General features: G+C 48.1%; 17 protein-coding genes and 1 riboswitch. Of the genes, 15 read left to right on the plus strand and 2 right to left on the minus strand.

The window, feature by feature from the left end; genetic code table 11:
* Positions 1-263: 263 nt before the first annotated feature.
* The 11 genes from ACR0QT_RS04080 to ACR0QT_RS04130 all read left to right on the plus strand — a co-directional run bounded on the left by ACR0QT_RS04080 (position 264) and on the right by ACR0QT_RS04130 (position 13,339).
* Positions 264-908, plus strand: coding sequence for a class II aldolase/adducin family protein (locus ACR0QT_RS04080; RefSeq protein ID WP_432629616.1), 645 nt, complete (start codon positions 264-266; stop codon positions 906-908).
* Between the two features lie 138 nt (positions 909-1,046).
* Positions 1,047-2,018, plus strand: coding sequence for an MDR/zinc-dependent alcohol dehydrogenase-like family protein (locus tag ACR0QT_RS04085; RefSeq protein ID WP_432629617.1), 972 nt, complete (start codon positions 1,047-1,049; stop codon positions 2,016-2,018).
* 97 nt (positions 2,019-2,115) lie between these two features.
* Positions 2,116-3,204 (plus strand): S-methyl-5-thioribose-1-phosphate isomerase, encoded by a 1,089-nt coding sequence (gene mtnA / locus ACR0QT_RS04090; RefSeq protein WP_432629618.1) that lies wholly within the window; start codon positions 2,116-2,118, stop codon positions 3,202-3,204.
* A gap of 316 nt (positions 3,205-3,520) precedes the next feature.
* Positions 3,521-4,729 carry a BMP family lipoprotein gene (locus ACR0QT_RS04095; RefSeq protein WP_432629619.1) on the plus strand — a complete coding sequence of 403 codons (1,209 nt, stop codon included), beginning with the start codon at positions 3,521-3,523 and terminating at the stop codon, positions 4,727-4,729.
* Between the two features lie 407 nt (positions 4,730-5,136).
* Positions 5,137-6,678, plus strand: coding sequence for an ABC transporter ATP-binding protein (locus ACR0QT_RS04100; protein ID WP_432629620.1), 1,542 nt, complete (start codon positions 5,137-5,139; stop codon positions 6,676-6,678).
* A complete protein-coding gene (locus ACR0QT_RS04105; RefSeq protein ID WP_432629621.1) occupies positions 6,665-7,813 on the plus strand; it encodes an ABC transporter permease in 1,149 nt (382 codons plus the stop codon). Before ACR0QT_RS04100 ends, ACR0QT_RS04105 begins: the two co-directional genes overlap by 14 nt.
* Positions 7,813-8,772 carry an ABC transporter permease gene (locus ACR0QT_RS04110; protein ID WP_177978636.1) on the plus strand — a complete coding sequence of 320 codons (960 nt, stop codon included), beginning with the start codon at positions 7,813-7,815 and terminating at the stop codon, positions 8,770-8,772. The genes ACR0QT_RS04105 and ACR0QT_RS04110 overlap by 1 nt, the downstream gene beginning before the upstream one ends.
* 195 nt (positions 8,773-8,967) lie before the next feature.
* Positions 8,968-10,269, plus strand: a complete 1,302-nt coding sequence (locus ACR0QT_RS04115) for an amidohydrolase (protein ID WP_432629622.1) — start codon at positions 8,968-8,970, stop codon at positions 10,267-10,269.
* Between the two features lie 81 nt (positions 10,270-10,350).
* A complete protein-coding gene (locus tag ACR0QT_RS04120; RefSeq protein WP_432629623.1) occupies positions 10,351-10,935 on the plus strand; it encodes a M48 family metallopeptidase in 585 nt (194 codons plus the stop codon).
* 184 nt (positions 10,936-11,119) lie between these two features.
* Positions 11,120-12,475 (plus strand): MATE family efflux transporter, encoded by a 1,356-nt coding sequence (locus ACR0QT_RS04125; RefSeq protein ID WP_432629624.1) that lies wholly within the window; start codon positions 11,120-11,122, stop codon positions 12,473-12,475.
* Positions 12,476-12,602: 127 nt separating this feature from the next.
* Positions 12,603-12,715: riboswitch (THF riboswitch) on the plus strand.
* A gap of 66 nt (positions 12,716-12,781) precedes the next feature.
* On the plus strand, positions 12,782-13,339 hold the full coding sequence (locus ACR0QT_RS04130; protein ID WP_432629625.1) for a folate family ECF transporter S component: 558 nt from the start codon (positions 12,782-12,784) through the stop codon (positions 13,337-13,339).
* A gap of 190 nt (positions 13,340-13,529) precedes the next feature.
* On the opposite strand, the gene ACR0QT_RS04135 is transcribed toward ACR0QT_RS04130, so the two are convergent.
* Positions 13,530-14,234 (minus strand): GTP pyrophosphokinase, encoded by a 705-nt coding sequence (locus ACR0QT_RS04135; protein WP_432629626.1) that lies wholly within the window; start codon positions 14,232-14,234, stop codon positions 13,530-13,532.
* 372 nt (positions 14,235-14,606) lie between these two features.
* Between ACR0QT_RS04135 and ACR0QT_RS04140 the strand changes: the two genes are divergently transcribed.
* On the plus strand, positions 14,607-15,446 hold the full coding sequence (locus ACR0QT_RS04140; RefSeq protein ID WP_432629627.1) for a P-loop NTPase: 840 nt from the start codon (positions 14,607-14,609) through the stop codon (positions 15,444-15,446).
* Positions 15,447-15,827: 381 nt separating this feature from the next.
* Here the strand turns inward: ACR0QT_RS04140 and ACR0QT_RS04145 are convergent, their stop codons facing one another.
* Entirely contained in the window at positions 15,828-16,724 is an 897-nt protein-coding gene (locus ACR0QT_RS04145) for a GNAT family N-acetyltransferase (protein WP_432629628.1), read from the minus strand.
* A 637-nt stretch (positions 16,725-17,361) separates the two neighbouring features.
* On the opposite strand from ACR0QT_RS04145, the gene ACR0QT_RS04150 reads away from it, so the two are divergent.
* The 3 genes from ACR0QT_RS04150 (at position 17,362) to pyrF (ending at position 19,599) form a co-directional block, all read left to right on the plus strand.
* Positions 17,362-17,844: a CidA/LrgA family protein gene (locus ACR0QT_RS04150; RefSeq protein ID WP_432629629.1), complete on the plus strand. Its 483-nt coding sequence runs from the start codon at positions 17,362-17,364 to the stop codon at positions 17,842-17,844.
* 2 nt (positions 17,845-17,846) lie between these two features.
* Entirely contained in the window at positions 17,847-18,536 is a 690-nt protein-coding gene (locus ACR0QT_RS04155; RefSeq protein WP_432629630.1) for an LrgB family protein, read from the plus strand.
* Positions 18,537-18,681: 145 nt separating this feature from the next.
* The gene (gene pyrF, locus ACR0QT_RS04160) at positions 18,682-19,599 is read left to right on the plus strand and encodes an orotidine-5'-phosphate decarboxylase (RefSeq protein ID WP_432628733.1); all 918 of its coding nucleotides are present in this window, start codon (positions 18,682-18,684) and stop codon (positions 19,597-19,599) included.
* Positions 19,600-19,666: the final 67 nt, after the last annotated feature.

Below are 19,666 nucleotides of genomic sequence, written 5' to 3' on the forward strand. Positions count from 1 at the left end.
TCGGTAAAATTCGTGTACAATTTAATCATATCGTGACGTTTTTTCTGCAATTATTCTTACGCTCAAAAAGTATTGTGGAAAGTTTTGCCAGTATTGTGGAAATGGATTTGCGCGAAATTTATGAGAAGATTTTGCGAATATGTTGCGGAAAAAGTGAGATGGACGTTACTGTACACGGGTAGGAATTTTCTGAACGGAAAATGCTGTATGATACCGTGGAGGTAACAGATTGACAACTTAGAATTGTATGGGGGGAAAGCAAAATGGCAGAAGAGAAAACTGGAAAAATGAATCCGGAAGTCATGCAGGAAAAAAAGAGAGAGGTGCTTCTGACTGCAAAGAAGGCATATGACGAGAAGCTGATGGCAGGCACGAGTGGAAATATGAGTGCCTACTGTCCGGAGTGTGGACTGATGGCGATCACACCGAGCTCTTATGATTACAGCATTATGGAGGAGAAGGACATCGTTGTGATTGATCTCGATGGAAATGTGATTGAGGGTTGCCACCGCCCGTCTTCCGAGTGGAAGATGCATGCAGAGATTTATCGCCATCTGCCTCGCGTTGGCGCGATCGTGCACACGCACTCTCCGTATGCGACCTCGTTTGCAGTGACGCATCAGGAAATCCCGGTCATTCTGATTGAGATGATTCCGTTCCTCAAGGGAAGCATTGAGGTCAGCCCGTATGCGACGCAGGGAAGTGCCGAGGTTGGATTGAATGCGGTGCCGATTCTCGAGCGCAAGAATGCCTGCCTGATGGCAAATCACGGTGTTGTCGCAGTCGGAGCGACGATGGCGGAGGCTTATATCAACAGCGTCTACGTTGAGGATACCGCAAAGATTTATCACATGGCGCTGAGCGTTGGAACACCGATTGAGATCCCGGGATATGAGAAAGAAAAGTAAGATTCTGGGATAAGTGTATCTAAGTGTATTTAAACGTATTTAAACGTATCTAAACGTGTCGTTTTATAGAGTTATAGGAAATATTAGAGATAATATCAGATAATATCAGGAAACATCAGATAAGGGGACAGAAAGGAAATGCGAGGAGTTTATTTTAACGGAACAGGGGCAGAGTTTCGTGACGATCTGCCAAAGCCGGTTCCGTCTGCAACGGAGAGTCTGATTCGGATTCTCTGTGCAGGAGTGTGTAACACAGATCGGGAAATTCTAAAAGGATATCGCCCGTCGTTTCGCGGTGTGATGGGACATGAGTTTGTCGGTGTGGTTGAAGAGTCCTCTGATCCGTCATGGGTTGGAAAGACGGTTGTCGGGGAACTGAATGCGGGATGTGGTCACTGCATTTACTGTCGGACGGGGCGTGAGAAGCACTGCCTGACGCGCCGGGTAATCGGGATGGAGAGAAAGGACGGATGTTTTGCGGAGTATATGACGCTTGAGACCCATCTCTTGCATGAAGTGCCGGCTACGTTGGCGCCGGAGACAGCACTGCTCACCGAGCCTCTTGCGGCAGCTCTTCAGGTCACAAAGCAGGTGCATATCCAGCCGGATCTTCCGGTCGCTGTGATCGGAGATGGACGACTGGCATATCAGGTTGCAAGCGTTCTGCGACTGACCGGGGCAAATCTGACGGTGATTGGAAAACATCCGGAGAAGCTCGCCCAGTTTGCGTCATTTGGGCGGACGATGACGGTCGAGCAGGCGGAAAATCTTGCCGATCAGGCACTTGAATCCGGTGAGGGAAGCTATGAGGTTGTCGTCGAGGCGTGCGGTGCACCGTCCGGACTTGAGCTTGCGACAAAGATTGTGCGAAAGCAGGGCACGATCGTTTTAAAGAGCACGTATGCGGGAAAGACGAATGTCGATATGAGTTTCTATGCAGTCAATGAGATTGCAATCAAGGGAAGCCGATGTGGCCCGTTTGAGCCGGCACTGCGTCTTTTGGAGCAGGGGCTTGTGAAGTTACCGCCGGTGGAGTTTTATGAGCTTGAGGATTATGAGAAGGCGTTTAGTTCCCGGGCGTTTAAGGCGGGATTTCGAATTGGGAGATAGTTGAAACTTTTTTGCTTCGGGAGCCCGCTAGTAATTGGCGTCATAGAATTGGCATCATAAAGCAAATAAAAATAGTTTTAATAGAGAGGATAACAAAATGGCAGAGTTTTTGATGGAAGACGGCAAGATGGCAGAGCCGGAGAATGTGAGACTGAGTGAGGATGGAAAGGCGGTTGTGATTTTAGATCAGACCCAGCTTCCGAATGTGACGGAGTTTTTGACGCTCGATACCGCAAAGAAGATGTATGATGCGATTTTTGAGCTTCAGGTGCGCGGAGCACCGGCGATCGGCATCTGTGCAGGATACTGCATGTATGTGCTTTCTGGTCAGATTGCGGAGGAGACGAAGGATTATGAGGGATTTCTTGCGAAGTTCCGCAAGCAGAAAGAGTATCTGAATTCTTCTCGTCCGACGGCTGTCAACTTGAGCTGGGCATTGAACCGCATGGAGAAGACCGTGATCGCAAACAAGGAGAAGAGCGTGGATGAGATCGTCGAGATCCTCGGCGCGGAGGCAAAGGAGATTCAGGCGGAAGATCAGCGCATGTGTCGTGCAATTTCCGAGTACGGTCTGTCTCTGATCAAGGACGGCGATGGAATTCTGACCCACTGCAACGCAGGTCCGCTTGCAACCTCGAGCTATGGAACGGCTCTTGGCCCGCTGTTTCTCGGAAAAGAGCGTGGAATGAATTTCCATGTGTTCTCGGATGAGACGAGACCGCTGTTACAGGGTGCGCGTTTGACTTCCTATGAGCTTCAGAAGGCAGGCATCGATGTGACGCTGATCTGCGACAATATGGCGAGCATCGTGATGAAGAACGGCTGGGTACAGGCATGCTTCGTCGGCTGTGACCGCGTCGCAGCAAATGGAGATGCAGCGAATAAGATCGGAACGAGTGGAGTTGCGATTCTGGCAAAATACTACGGAATCCCGTTCTATGTACTCGGACCGACCTCAACGATCGACATGAACTGTAAGACAGGTGCGGACATCAAGATTGAGCTTCGCAATCCGGATGAGATCAAGAAGAAATTCTACGAGAAGCCGATGGCACTTGAGGAGGTCAAATGCTATAATCCGGCATTCGATGTGACCGATCACGAGCTGATTGCGGGAATCATTACCGAGAAGGGCATTTGCCGTGCTCCGTACACCGAGAGCCTTGCAAAATTGTTTGAGGATTAAAGATTCACGTCGATTCAAAAAAGATAAAATTCTGAGGCTTACGGCGGGATTGATTTGAAAAAACGAAAATATTCATTAGAAAATTTAATAAATAGTGAGAGAAAAAGAAGAAGTTTAGAAGAATTGGTTGATATTCGCCGTGATTTGTAGTAAAAATATACATGTAACCATTTTTTATTTCTCAAAAAGATGTGGATTTTGTGCGCGAAAAGACAGGGGAAACAGTTCGGAGACGGACTGGATGGCACGAAGGGTATCATGGCGAGAATCATAGGAAACAGGTACAGAGAGAACAACAAAAAAGGAGAATCAGATTATGAAAAAAGTTCTGAGTATAGCGCTGAGCACAGCAGTAGTAGCTAGTACGCTTTTAACCGGATGTGGCGGTAGCAACGGCGGTTCCGCAGAGACCACAGCACCGGCAAAGGATGAGACCACTGCAAGCGCAGAGGGTGAGAGCAAGGCAGAGGGTGGCTCTGAGGCAAGTGGCGATGCTCTGAAGATTGCGATTGTCAGCAGTCCGTCCGGCGTAGATGACGGTTCTTTCAACCAGGATAACTACAACGGTGTTCTGGCATTCATCGAGGAGAATCCGTCCGCAACCGTTACTCCGGTTCGTGAGGAGACCGGTGATACCGCAGCAGCTCTTCAGGCAGTTGCAGATATCGTTGCAGATTACGATGTTATCGTATGCTGTGGTTATCAGTTCGCAGGAATCGGCACCCTTGCAGAGGACAACCCAGATGTAGATTTCATCCTGGTTGACTCCAACCCGTCTGATGCAGAGGGCAATGAAGTTAGCTGTGACAACATCTACGCAATGACCTTCAAGGAGCAGGAGGGTGGCTTCTTTGCAGGTATGGCAGCAGCACTTGAGTCTCAGTCCAAGAAGGTTGCAGTCGTAAACGGTATCGCATATCCGTCCAACGTAAACTATCAGTTTGGTTTTGAGTCCGGTGTCAACTACGCAAACGAGAAGTTTGAGGCTGGCGCTGAGGTTGTAGAGCTTCCGTCCTACGCAGGTACCGATGTAACCGGCGCAAATGTTGGCGGTAACTATGTAGGTAGCTTCGCAGATGAGGCAACCGGTAAGGTAGTCGGCAAGGCTCTGATCGACGAGGGCGTTGACACGATCTTCGTAGCAGCAGGTGGTTCCGGAAACGGTGTCTTCACCGCAGCAAAGGAAGCAACCGGCGTGAAGGTAATCGGCTGTGACGTAGACCAGTACGATGACGGTGCAAACGGTTCTGACAACGTAATCCTGACCTCTGTTCTGAAAGTTATGAGCATGAACGTAGAGAAACAGCTCAACGCAGTTAAGGATGGTTCCTTCAAGGGTGAGAACGTAGTTCTTGGTGCAGATACCGATTCTACCGGCTTTGTAAAGGCAGAGGGCAGAAATCAGATGTCTGAGGATACGATCAGCAAGCTCGATGAGGCTTATGAGCTCGTGAAGGACGGAACGATTGTTCCGGCATCCAACTTCAACGGCGAGACTCCGGAGGATTTCACCGGCTTAAAGTAAGCGCTTGATGAATTTCGGATAGGTTTCCAAGAATCCAAGAATTAATGAATGAAAGAATGAAAGATTCGGAGTTTGGAAGTTTGAAAATTCGAAAATTCGGATAAGAGATTTGAGTTGAGAAGAGACTAGAGAAGAGATTAGAGAAGAAAGATGGTCTCAACAGAACAATAAGGGTTCCGGCTTTATGGGTCCCTGATCAGGACTCATAGAAGCCGGCCTTTTTGAATGCCTCAGATGCAGGTCGCAGATAAGTGTCGCATGACAGCAGAGGTGCTGGCTTGCGACACCTATGCGTTTACAGGAAAATGAAAAACGAAACGTGAAGCCGAAAAATGAAAATAGAACAGAAAATAAGAAATCTGGGTATTCAAAAGGGAACAAGAAAATGGAGATAAGGAGGTCGGTTTATGTCGGAGTACATCATTGAGATGAAGCACATCACCAAACGCTTTCCCGGCATTGTGGCGAATCAGGATGTGACGTTGCAGATCAAGAAGGGAGAGATTTTTGCCCTTCTGGGAGAGAATGGAGCGGGAAAATCCACGCTGATGAGTATGCTGTTCGGTATGTATGAGCCGGATGAGGGCGAGATCTGGATTCGCGGAAAGAAGGAGAACATCACCTCTCCGAGTTATGCGACGAAACTGAATATCGGTATGGTGCACCAGCACTTTAAGCTGGTATCCAACTACACGATCACAGAGAATATCATTCTCGGACTGGAGAACAAGGACAAAAAGTTCGGTTTTCTGCCGTGGGTGGATTTAAAGAAGGCGGACAAGAAAGTCGCAGAGCTGTCAAGGCAGTATGGTCTTGAGGTCAATCCGACCGATGTGATCGAGGACATCAATGTCTCGATTCAGCAGAGAGTGGAGATCCTGAAAATGCTCTATCGCGAGGCGGAGATTCTGATCTTTGATGAGCCGACGGCTGTGCTGACTCCTCAGGAGATCGAATTCCTCTTAAAGATCATCAAGGGACTGCGCGACGGCGGAAAGACGATCATTCTGATCACGCATAAGCTCGAGGAGATCAAGCAGGTTGCAGACCGCTGTGCAATCCTCAACCGTGGTCGCCTGATCGATGTGCTCGATGTGGCGACGACCTCGACGAAGACGATGGCGAACAAAATGGTCGGCCGTGAGGTTAGTTTCCAGGTTGAGAAGAAGCCGGCAAACTTCCGCGAGACCGTGCTTGAGGTCAAGAACCTCACGGTGCGCAACCAGGATCATTTCGATGTCGTGAAGAACGTCTCGTTCTCGATTCATGGCGGTGAGATCTTTGCGATCGCCGGTGTATCCGGAAACGGTCAGATCGAGGTTGCCGATGCGATTGCGGGACTTGCGGAGGCAGCTGAGGGACAGATCATTTTAAACGGTGTCGACATCACGCATGAGAGCATCCGAAAGAGAACCCTTCAGGGTATTTCCTACATCCCGGAAGACCGTCAGAGTTACGGTCTCGTCCTCGACTTTACGCTTGAGGAAAATCTGGCATTAAAGACGTATTTCAAGGAGCCGTTCTCTCATCATGGGGTACTCAACCAGAGCGCGTTTGATGAGTACGGAAAAGAGCTAATTGATCGCTACGATATCCGAAGTGGTCAGGGCATCAAGACGATCGTCCGCTCGATGAGTGGAGGAAACCAGCAGAAGGCGATCATCGGTCGTGAGATCGAGCTGAAATCCCCGCTGATGATCTTTGTACAGCCGACGCGAGGTCTTGATATCGGTGCGATTGAGAACATTCACCGCCAGATCATTCAGGAGCGTGATGCGGGCAAGGCGATCCTTCTGATTTCTCTCGAACTCGATGAGATCATGGACTGTGCCGACACGATCGGTGTCATCTACAACGGTCAGATTCAGAAGATTGCAGACGCCAAGACACTGACGACGAATCAGGTCGGAGAATTTATGATGGGGGTAAAAGCGGATGCAGAAAAATAATCATACAATCAAAAAAGGATTCGTCCGCCTTCTCGGAAATGAGCGCTATCAGGCGGTTTCGATTCCGCTGTTTGCGATCGTGCTGAGCCTTCTCGCCGGTGCGGTTGTGATCCTTGCACTCGGCAAGAATCCACTTGTGGCTTACCAGAACCTGCTTCAGGGTTCGGGCATCCTGCCGAAGGCGACGTATGCAGGTCACAAGAGCATGTTGACGGATTTCATGAGCTTTATGAACGCGTGGACGCCGATGCTCTTTGCTTCTCTTGCAGTTGCAGTGGCTCTGCGTGCCGGTCTGTTTAACATCGGTATCTCAGGTCAGATGCTGGTTGCCGGTTTTGTGACGACTCTGCTGATCGGTTACAGCGATCTTCCGGCTCCGGTTGCAAAACCGCTTGTTCTGATCTGTGGAATCATCTCGGGTGCGCTTGTCGGTGCACTGATCGGATGGATGAAAGAGAAGTTCAACATCAATGAGGTTGTGTCCTCGATCATGATCAACTACATTGCACAGTATGTGATCAGTTTCTTTATCAACACCTACTATGTCAATCCGGTATCCCGTCAGTCGAATCCGGTTTCGAAGGCATCGAGACTGACGCTGATGGACACGACAGTCGGAGATCTCAAGATGGATATTCCGCTTGGAATCGTCCTCGCGATCATCATTGCGATCGCAGTAAAGTTCCTGCTTGACCGCACGACATTCGGCTATGAGCTCAAGAGTGTCGGAACAAGCCGAAATGCCGCAAAGTATGCCGGTATCAAGGTTGGTCGCAGTATGGTTATGGCATTTGTCGTATCGGGTGCACTTGCCGGACTTGCCGGTGTGACCTACTATCTCGGATACTTCGGATCGATTCAGCCGAAGGTGCTTGCAAGCACGGGATTTGACTCGATTGCAGTCTCCCTGCTCGCAAACTCGAACCCGATCGGCATCATTTTCTCCTCCTTCCTGATTACCGTGATCAGCAAGGGTAGTACTTATATGAACTCTGCGTCCGGACTTGAGTCGGAGATTGCGTCTGTTATCACCGGTGTGATCCTTCTGTTCTCCGCGTGCGGTGCATTCATTCGTTATAAGGTCAAGAGTATGAAAGAGGAACTTAAGGAAAGCGAAGAAAGGGGGAACCGCTAATGGAACGAATCATCATAGACGGACTTTCTTTTTCCCTGCCGTTGTTTATCATGGCAATCGGCGGTATTTACAGTGAGAAGAGCGGTATCACAAACCTTGCGCTCGAGGGACTTCAGGGCGTGGGTGCATTCTTCGGCGCGCTTGTCGCTGTGAGCATTGCAGGAAATTTTTCGGGAAATTCTCAGGTGCCTTACTATGTCGCACTTTTGTTTGCCGTGATCGGAGGAACGCTCTACTCCCTGCTTCACGCTCTTTTGTGCATTCGCTTTAAGGCAAACCAGGTTATCAGCGGTGTCGTTATCAATATTCTGGCATCGGCGCTGACGGCTTTCTTAACCAAGTACATCAACCGCAGTGTCTTCGGCGCGGCTTCTGATAAGTTCGTGCTCGGCGTATCTGCAAAGTGGACGATCCCGGGTCTTTCCCAGATTCCGGTGCTCGGTGCAGTCTTCAAGGATATTTACCCGTTTGAGGTGATCATTGTTGTTGTGGCAATCATCGCCTGGTATGTGATGTACAAGACTCCTTACGGCATGAATCTTCGCGCCTGCGGTGACAACCCGCATGCAGTCGATGCTGCCGGTGTCGATGTGGCAAAGGTTCGCCTGATTGCCGTTATGGTGTCCGGCGGTCTTTCCGGTCTTGCAGGAATCAGCTTTGCGTACTCCATCTCCGCAAACTTCTCCTCGAGCATCTATGTCGGCTACGGATATCTGGCGATTGCAGCGCTGATCTTCGGAAACTGGACGATTCTTCCGACACTCGGCTCCTGCCTGCTGTTTGGATTTGCGCGTTCTGGCGGATACTTCCTTGTACAGAAACTTCAGATGCCGAGCAGTTACTCGGATCTCGTGATGACGCTTCCGTATGTTGTGACGCTTTTGCTTCTGATTTTCTTCTCGAAGTACAACCGTTCCCCGCGTGCGCTCGGTGAGATCTACGATAAGGGCAAGCGATAAGAGTAAGCCATAAGACAAAACGGGTAAGTGAGAACTATGCGCAGAAGATAAACGTAAGCAACAAGAGTAAATAACAAAAGTAAATAATAAGAAGTTGTTTTGGAACGCATAGAAAAATTGAACTGAAAAAGAGAAGTCGATCTGGAAAAGAAAATAGAACTAAAAAAGAAAAGAATGGAGAAGGAGGGATTACAGATGAATATTCGTTTTTATAATGCGAGAATTCTGACGATGAATCAGAGTACCGAGATTCTGGAAGGAGAAGTCTGGGTGGAGGGAAACCGAATCACCCATGTCGGACCGGTCAATGTCAGCGGTGCGGACTCTGTAAAGATTCTGGAACAGCCGATCTGGGATCGTGAGATTGATGCAAAGGGCAACCTGATTATGCCGGGATTTAAGAATGCACATACGCACTCTGCAATGACGTTTCTGCGCTCTTATGCGGATGATATGCCACTTCTCGACTGGCTGAACAAGCAGATCTTCCCGATGGAGGCAAAACTTCAGGGAGAGGACATTTACTGGCTGAGCCGTCTTGCGATTCTCGAGTATCTGACAAGCGGAATCACCGCAAACTTTGATATGTATTTCCACCCGGAGATGATTGCAAAGGCATCGGTCGACAGTGGATTCAGAACCGTGATTGTCAGCAGTCTCAATGACTTTTCGTCCTCGCTCTCCGCGATGGAGGAGGAGTATCAGACTTATAACAACTACGATGAGCTGATTAAGTACAGCCTTGGCTTCCATGCAGAGTACACGACCTCGAAAAAACTGCTTGAGGGTGTCGCAAATCTCTCCCAGAAGTACAAGGCTCCGGTCTTCATGCACAATTCCGAGACCGAGTCAGAGGTGGCTCAGTGTGTGGGACGCTATGGCATGACTCCGACGACATTTCTTGATTCTCTCGGCATGTTTGAGTACGGCGGTGGCGGTTACCACTGCGTCTGGATGAGTGAGGAGGATCTCGACATCTTTGCAAAGAAGCATCTGATTGCAGTCACAAACCCGGGATCAAACACGAAACTCGCAAGTGGAATTGCGCCGATCTCCGAGATGCTTGAGAAGAATATCTGCCTTGCAATCGGAACGGACGGACCGGCGAGCAACAACTGTCTCGACATGTTCCGCGAGATGTTCCTTGTGACCGGACTCGGCAAACTGCGCGAGAAGAATGCAGGGGCAGTTCCGGCAGATGAGGTGCTCAAGATGGCAGTCTCCGGCGGTGCGTATGCGATGGGACTTACCGACTGTGACTGCTTGGCAGAGGGCAAACTTGCCGACCTGATCATGATCGATCTTCACCAGCCGAACATGCAACCGCTCAACAACATTGCAAAGAACCTTGTGTACAGCGGAAGCAAGCAGAATGTAAAGCTGACAATGGTAAATGGCCAGATTCTGTATGAGAACGGCGAGTTCTCGATCGGTGTTGATCCGGAGGAACTTTACGAGAGAGCAAACGGCATCATCACGCGTATGCGCGAGAACTAAGACATGCACCAAGTTTTCCTGAATTTGAAAATCAGAGTTTGATTTGACTCATAGATAGCAGGTAGTAATTAGGTTTCTGATATGAAAAAACAGACAGAGAAGACCTGGGGCGGATATGATTTGATCCGCACATCCAGGAAAACGATCGCCATCCAGATTACTTTGGATGGCGATGTTACCGTAAGAGCCCCGAAAGACTGCGACAAGGAGGAGATCGACGATCTGATCCGGGATCGTCAGGCATGGATTGAGGAAAAGAGAGCAGAATTTCTCGCAGAGAAGAGGGAGCGGGAGAGAAGGCAGGAGCAGTTTCCAGAAATCACGCCGGAGAATGAGCCGGAGTTTCGTCGTCTCGCAAAGGAGAAGATTCGCAGTCGCGTCGCATTCTTTGCGGAGCGCGTCGGTGTGGATTACGGGAAAATCACAATCAAGGATACGAAATCGCGCTGGGGCAGTTGCAGTTATCAGGGCAACTTAAATTTTTGCTGGCGCTTGATTCTTGCGCCGGATGAGGTGCTCGACTATATTGTCGTGCATGAACTCTGTCACAGGCTTGAGATGAATCATTCTGAGCGATTCTGGGCGGAAGTCGGGCGGGTGCTTCCGGAATATGAGAAGAGCAAGGAATGGCTGAAGGAGAACGGACTGGCGCTATTGGAGCGCTGAAAAAAGTCATCTTAGATCGCTCGTTTGAGGCTTGGCAAAAAACTGAATCGAAAGACGAGAGACAGGAAAGATGGAAAACGGACAGAATAAGAAAGACTGACAGACAAGAAACAACGATAGACAGGATAGAACAACAGACAAGAAAGAATGACAGACAAGATAGAAGGATAGGTTAAAAAGTTTTATGACAAATGATATGACAAAGGGAAGTCCGGTACGGCTGATCCTTGCTTTTATGATTCCCGCGTATCTGGGAAATATTTTTCAGCAGTTTTATAATCTGGTGGATGCCGTTGTCGCCGGGCGATACATCGGCGTAAATGCGCTTGCAGCAATCGGAAGCACGACTTCCCTCAACTTTCTGGTGATCGGATGGCTCAATGGAATCACGAGTGGATTTGCGATCATGGTTGCTCAGAGTTTCGGAGCAAAGGATTACAAGAAGATGCGTCACTATGTGGCTGTTTCGATCGAGCTCTGCGTGGCGTTTGTCGTCGTGATGACACTCGCACTTCTGACATTCAACTATCCGATCTTGAGACTGATGAACAGCCCGGATGAGATCATCGACCAGACGGCATCGTATCTGGCGATCATCTATGCGGGACTTTTTGTGACTGCCGCCTACAATGCACTGGCAGCAGTGCTTCGTGCACTCGGAGACAGCCGTTCTCCGCTGTATTTTCTGATTATTTCCGCTGTCCTCAATGCGATCCTCGATGTAGTCTTTGTGATCAAACTTCACATCGGAGTTGAGGGATGTGCGTGGGCGACGGTGATTGCGCAGGGCGTTTCGGCACTTTGCTGTCTGGTCTATATCATCCGCAAATTTCATATTTTAAAACTCTCATCGGAGGATTTCCGTCTGGATTTCCCGATGATGGCAGAACTCATGGGAATCGGTATTCCGATGGCACTTCAGTTTTCGATCACGGCACTCGGAACGATCATTGTGCAGGGCGCAGTCAACAGCTATGGTTCCACTTATATTGCGGGATTTGCAGCGGCAGGAAAGCTCCAGAACCTTGTCACCTCGATCTTTATCGCCTTCGGTGCGACAACAGCGACCTATGTGGGACAGAACTGGGGAGCAGGCAAATTTGACCGCATCAAGCAGGGCGTCCGGGACACGCAGATCATGATTCTGATCAGCGCAGTGTTCATGATCCTGATCATCCATTTCTTCGGAGATCCGTTGATCCACATCTTTATCGATGGAAGTCAGACCGAAGTGACGGAGGCGGCAAGATCGTATTTCCGCACGGTTTCCTGGTGTTATCCGTTCCTCGGAAGTATTTTTCTGTATCGAAATGCGCTTCAGGGACTCGGGCACGGATTTGTGCCGATGATGGGCGGTGTGTTTGAGCTTGGAGCGAGATCGCTGGTTGTCATGGTCGTTGCAAGACTCGGTTACGGTTTTGTAGAGACCTGTGCGTCTGATCCGGCAGCATGGATTGCGGCACTGATTCCGCTGATCCCGTATTTCCTCTATATGATGAAGAAAACGGAGAGACAGATCCTTGCAAAGCAGGAAAAGTAGTTGCGCGACAAGTCGGTCAGTCTGCAAGTTCCGTGTACAAGTAATATCGTCAAAAACGTTTTGCATGCAAAAAAATGCTTTACAAAAGGAAAATTTGTGATAAAATAAGACAAAAATAAATAAGAGAAGCAGAGTAGGTCTGTGTGCGTCAAGTGCCAGCCGGACAGGGAGTTGCCGGCAGGACGAAAAAGAACGAGAACAAAGGAGTTCTTTGCGGTACACAGTCCGCATCCCGCTGCGAAGAGGATATATTTCAATCTTATATCTCCTTTGTAGTTCGAGAGGTCTGCAAAGGAGGTATTTTTTATGCGTAAAATGATTTCCTTGTTTACCAGTTCTCATCAGGAACTCAAGCACGTCCGTGCGATCACGACGATGGCGATGTTTGGAGCTTTGTCCGTGATTCTCGGATACTTCACGATCCAGATCGGCGATTACATCAAGATCGGTTTCTCGACAATCGTCAATCAGTTTGTGTGCAGTCTCTTTGGACCGGTTGCCGGAGCCGTCTTCGGTGGCACGATGGACATTGTGAAGTTTCTGATCAAGCCGACCGGAGCATTTTTCCCGGGATTCACGCTTGTGGCGATTGTCGCAGGACTGATTTATGGCTGTTTCTACTATAAGCGCCCATTGACGCTGACGCGCGTTCTGATCGCAGAGCTGACAGTCTGTGTGATCTGCAACATGCTGATGAGCACGTATTTCCTGAGCATGCTCTACGGAAAGGGATTTCTCGCACTGCTTCCGATGCGTGCATTCAAAAATATGATTATGTGGCCGATCAACTCCGTTCTGTTTTACACGGTGAGAAAGGTTCTCGAGAGTGCCGGAGTGGTACGCCTTTTGAAAGCGAATGCTTAAAAGGATATGCCTGAAAACGACGATTAAGAAAGACAATAAATCAAAATAGTAAGTCAAATAATAAGTCAAAGTAATGAATCAAAAAGTGGTAAATCAATAAGAAAACCAGCAGGGAATCGGAAATCGAATTCTCTGCTGGTTTTTTGTCTCACTGTGGTGATCAGAAATGGATGAATCGTTACGTTACTTGTTATTCTTTTTTTACGGTCTTTGCCTCAATATCTTTTCGGATCGAGAGCATGCGCTGATCGGTCTCTGCAATGACTTCGGCGCACTGGCGGAGCTGTTCGCCGATCTCCTCAGCATTGTCGACATCTTTCTTGTATTTGAGCTGATGATCAAGACTTGCCCAGAAATCCATCGCAATCGTGCGGATCTGAACCTCGACGCGGATGTTTCGTTTTTCTTCCGAGAAATAGACCGGCACTTCGATGATCAGGTGGTAACTGCGATAGCCGTTTGGCTTCGGATGCTTGATATAGTCCTTGATTGCGATGACGGTCACATCGTCCTGACTTACGAGCATGTTGGCGACGGTGTAGATGTCATCGACGAAGGAGCAGATAACGCGGATTCCGGCGATGTCGTCGAGATTCGTGCACATGGATTCCACGGATACGGGAAGATTTCGGCGGATCAGCTTTTCCACAATGCTCGTCGGCTTCTTTACACGGGATTTGATGACTTCGATCGGGTTGCGCTGGTGGCGGATCGAGAGTTCATCGTTGAGTACCTCGAGTTTGGTCTTTACTTCACGGATGGCGCAGGTGTACATCATCATGGCGGACTGGAACTGTCTTGCCTGACTGATCAGTGCCTCCGGAACCTGTGCGAGATTTGGGACATTGACGGCGGACTGGATCAGCTCGCTGTTTGGATTCATATTTACATTCATTTTTTAAGACCCCTTAGTATCGATAGATTTAGAATTCTGTATCAGGGAGCGGGAGCATGGGTGACATCCTACCCGGATACATGTTCATTATAAGCAGTTTTTACTAAAACGACAAGCGATAAAATGAGAAAAAATTAAAAAATTCACAAATACAGAGAATCTGGGAGCGGGCAAAGGTTGGGAGGGCGAAATGGACGAAAGAGGGGCTTGGGAGGGCACTATGAAAAAAGAAAGGCTTGCAAAAGCCTGTTAAATGAACTACAATGAAATGAGGGTCTAAAAATGTGTATGTTTAAGATTGCTTGATTTGGGGGATTGCGAACGTACATAAAAAGAAACGATAAGAAGAATCAGAATTGGAGGAAATTTCACATGAGTGAGAATTGTACGCATGACTGCAACAGCTGTGGAGAGAGCTGTCCAAGCCGGAACGGAGGTCAGCCGACCAGCCTTCTGGCACCGCTGAATCCTGCAAGTAGCGTCAAGCATGTAATTGGCGTTGTGAGCGGAAAAGGTGGAGTAGGAAAGTCTCTTGTTACTGCACTGATGGCAGTGAAAATAAATGAAAAGGGAAAACATACCGCGATTCTGGATGCAGATATCACCGGTCCGTCGATTCCGAAGGCATTTGGTCTTGGCACGGATGGTCTGTCTGTGACTGAGGATGGCATGATGGTTCCGGCAACGACGGCTACCGGAATTGACATTATGTCTGCAAACCTGCTTCTTGATAAGGATACTGATCCGGTAATCTGGAGAGGCCCGGTTATCGCAGGTGCAGTAAAGCAGTTCTGGAGCGATGCACTCTGGAAGGATGTGGACTACATGTTCGTAGACATGCCTCCGGGAACTGGCGATGTTCCGCTGACCGTATTCCAGTCTCTTCCGCTTAGCGGAATCATCATTGTAACCTCTCCGCAGGAGCTGGTTTCCATGATCGTTGCAAAGGCAGTGAATATGGCACAGAAGATGAATGTTCCGATCCTTGGTCTTGTTGAGAATATGAGCTATTTGAGCTGTCCGGATTGCGGAAAGAAGATTTCTGTATTTGGTGAGAGCCATATTGATGAGATTGCGGAGCAGTATGGTATTCCGGTACTTGCAAAGATCCCGATCGATCCGAAGATTGCAGAGAATGTCGATGCAGGTACGGTAGAGTATCTGAAGGAAGACTGGATGGAGACCGCTGCCGAGAAGGTACTGGCTCTGTAAAAGGTTTGAGTTGGATTGAGAACTCAGAAATTGATTTGAAAAGTTAAGAATTTAGAAAATTGAAATAATTTAGAGAATTGAGATAGTGAATAGTGAGTGAATAGTGGGGCTCCGACAGGCGAAACAAGTCACGCAAACGCGCTCTCGCTCCGGGTAAATCAGCGGAAGCGTCACTGGCGCTTCCGCGATACGCCGAGCGAGCGTAGCGGTGCATAAGGCTATAAAGTACATAGCCTAAGCACCGACGCTTCACACGGGTTTGCTTAGACTTTTTCGCCATCGGAGCCATCTAGTAAATTTCTTTTCCAAAGTAGTGCTTGCTGAGAGGTATTTTTTCACGGCTTTCAAAATCTAAATATATGTTGTACGAATTTTGAGTAGTTAGTACAAATAATAGGACAGGCTTTGTGTGATTGCAAAGCCTGTTTTTTTGTATAGAGAGAGTGCCGGCGTATTGTCTCCGGAAACTTGCAGGATCACGCGTTTTACACCAAATTCAGCAAGTTGTTTGAGTAGTTTGCGAATCAGAATAGTGCCAAATCCTTTTCCTCGAAGATCTTCACGGATCTCGACATGGTGTAGACACACACCGTTTTCAGAGGTGCGTGTTGTCAGGCAGGAACCGATAAAATCAACCGTAGATGAATTGGAAGTTGCATCGAAATTTGTCTGATCATCGACAATTACTTCTTCATTTTTTTCGCAAACATGGAGGGAAAATGAATCTTCGTTTTCTCCTTTATAGGCGACAAGAGTCCATTTTGCAGTCTCAAAGAGAGTTGAATTCTGGTTGATATAACAAGGGTTATTACAATGAATAGGGGAAGAAGAGTGTATAGATGCGTCGAGTTGGCATGCCATTTCATACTCAGTGGAGAGACATTCTGCCTCAAGTGCATGCATGACGGCAAGACCATCGGCACAGGAATCCGGGAGCGGGAAGAGAATGTCTCTTTCTCCTGCGAGTGTTTCTGCCTCATTAAGAAGGGCAGAGAAATATCCCTGACGGCGAAATGCAGGTGCGGTGACAGCCCGACATTCTGCGGTTTCATTATCCAAGATTGAGAGAGAAAGAACGGCAGGAATCGAACCGTCTGAACGCATCAGAAAGAGAAAAACGTTTTCTTCATCGTCAGAGAATGAAAACTCGGGTACGTTTTCTCCATTCTGATGACAAGATAATATGAGTGAATCAAGTGTGGATGACTGAGAAGAATCTGGTGTCTGGGTAACAAGAATAGAAAAATCGGTATATGTGATGGTTTTCTGAATGTTCATAAATAAATCCTTTCGTTTGTTATAAGGTGTCCCCATTATTTTAGGTGATAAAAAATGCTTAAAGAAATGTGCCTTTTTGCATTGAATTCTGCCTTTTTATAGTCGTCACAGGTGAAATCGATGACTTGGCAAGGTTTTTCTTATTATAATAAAAATACAAAAAGAATACAAGAAATGGGATTGTAGTTTGACGGGGGTGGTGGTAGAATAGCCGGGATGTGCAAATTTGGCGCAGATCATCATGCCCAGGAAAGAAAATATCTGAGAATGTATAAAGAATGCATTTGAGAGTGACAGAAGAAAGTTGTGTTAAGGGGATAGAAGCAGGCGACGGAGACGAGAAAGATTAGGCAAACCCGTGTGAGACGCCGGTGTTTAGGTCGCGTAGTTTGCGACCTTATGCACCGTTGCGTTGCTTTGCATGTCGAGGAAGCGCCAGTGACGCTTCCGCTGACCGAACCCGGAGTGCGAACGTGTTTGCCTAACTTTACTCGTTGAAGGAGCCCCCCTATAAAGAAAGAGGACTTCTAAAAAGAAAAACTCTAAAAAGAGGAATTCTTAAAGGAGGCGTCTCCGCAAACTGATGCGAACAAAGTTTTAACACACTTCCCCGGGCAGTACAAAAGGAGAGAAAAAAATGAAGTATGTGAAGGAGAGCGCGATTCTGTTCGGAATTACGCTGGTTGGCGAGCTGATGAATCTGCTACTGCCGTTGCCGGTACCGGCAGGTGTCTATGGACTTCTGCTGTTGCTTGTGCTCTTGTGCAGTGGAATCCTTAAATTGGATCAGGTTGAGGCGACAGGAAATTTCCTGCTTGAGATCATGCCGATTCTGTTTATTCCGGCAGCGGTTGGCTTGATGGAGAGTGTAGATGCCATGCGGGCAATTCTTGTTCCGATGCTGGTGGTATGTACCGTTTCAACGATTATCGTTATGGTTGCAACCGGAAAGGTTACGGAGCTGATCCTTGCATTTGGCGAAAAAGAAGTTCGCGAGTATGACGAACATCACGAGAAGAACAAGAATAATAACGAGAACGAGAATAGCAATAAAAGCAGAAATAATAGAAACAGAAATAATAGAAGCACCGGAACCAAGAAAAACAAGGGAGGCAGATAGGCATGAGTGCAGTTCAGAGTTCTTTATATTTGGGATTTGTGTTAAGCCTTCTCGCTTACCTGTTTGGCGCGTGGCTGAAGAAAAAATTCGGATGGGCGATCTTAAATCCCCTTCTGATTTCCGTGATTCTTGTGATCGCGATCTTGAAGATTTTCCATATCGATTATGAGACTTACAACAACAGCGGAAAATACATCAGCTATCTGTTGACCCCGTCGACGGTTTGTCTGGCAATTCCGCTCTACAAGCAGTTGGAGCTTTTGATGAAGAATGCAGTTGCAGTCATCGCCTCGATCATTGCAGGCGTCATTGCAAGTGCGGGAAGTATTTTTGTGCTCTGTACAGTATTTGGACTGAGCCACCAGGAGTATGTCACCTTTCTTCCGAAGTCGATCACGACAGCGATCGGAATGGGAGTCAGTGAGCAGGCTGGCGGTGTTGTGACGCTGACCGTTGTCTGCATCATCATCACCGGAATTTTCGGAAACATCGTTGCAGATGCTGTCTTTGCGATCGCAAAAATCAAACATCCGGTTGCGCGCGGACTGGCACTTGGAACCTCCGCCCATGCAATCGGAACGGCAAAGGCACTCGAGCTTGGCGAGGTCGAAGGCGCAATGAGCAGTCTTGCGATTGCCGTTGCAGGACTTCTTACGGTTATCATTGTTCCGATGATTTCCGGCTTGATTTAGCTTGAAAGGCTTTCACGGATATGCTAAAATGTTCCAAGAGATATCTGCTATACATTGCTATACACTGCTATACATATGTATAGCAAGCGATAAGCAATAAGTAATACAACAAAATAAAAACGGACAAGGTATGAGGAGGACAAAGATGATTCAGCAGTTAATTGAGAAGATTCAGAAAACAAAGGCACCGATTTGTGTGGGACTTGATCCGATGCTCAGTTATATTCCGGAGCACATTCTGAAGAAATCATTTGCAGAATATGGTGAGACTTTAGAGGGCGCCGCAGACGCTGTCTGGAACTATAATAAGGAGATTGTCGATCATACCTGGGATCTGATCCCGGCTGTGAAACCGCAGATTGCAATGTATGAGCAGTTTGGCATTGAGGGCTTAAAGGTTTATGAGCGCACCGTTCGTTACTGCCAGGAGAAGGGACTGATCGTGATCGGCGATGCAAAGCGCGGTGATATCGGTTCTACTTCCGCTGCATACGCAACCGCTCATTTGGGCAAAGTGAAAGTTGGAAGCAAGGAGTACTCCGCATTCAACACCGAGTTTCTCACTGTAAACCCGTATCTCGGAACCGATGGCGTGAAGCCGTTTGTAGATGTGTGCAAGGCAGAGAACAAGGGAATCTTCGTTCTGGTAAAGACCTCCAACCCGTCCAGCGGTGAGCTTCAGGACAAACTTGTCGATGGCAGACCGGTTTATGAGCTGGTTGCAGACAAGGTAGTAGAGTGGGGCGCAGATTGCATGGATGGCGCATACAGCAACGTTGGTGCCGTTGTCGGAGCAACCTATCCGGAGATGAGCGCAATCCTCAGAAAGCTGATGCCGAAGACCTACTTCCTCGTTCCGGGTTACGGCGCACAGGGCGGTACCGCAAAGGATCTGAAGGCTTGCTTCAATGAGGACGGACTCGGCGCAATCGTCAACTCTTCCCGCGGTATCATCGCAGCATACAGACAGGAGAAGTATGCAAAATTCGGCGCAGAGCACTTCGCAGAGGCATCCAGACAGGCAGTTGTGGACATGGTTGCAGACATCAACAGCGTTCTGTAACTTCCTCCTGTAAGAACAGAGTGAGAAAAAATCCGTTGTTGTTTGCAGGGCGTGTGAACAGTAACTA

Origin of the sequence: Brotaphodocola sp. (assembly GCF_050873365.1) — a bacterium.
GTDB lineage: Bacteria > Bacillota > Clostridia > Lachnospirales > Lachnospiraceae > Brotaphodocola.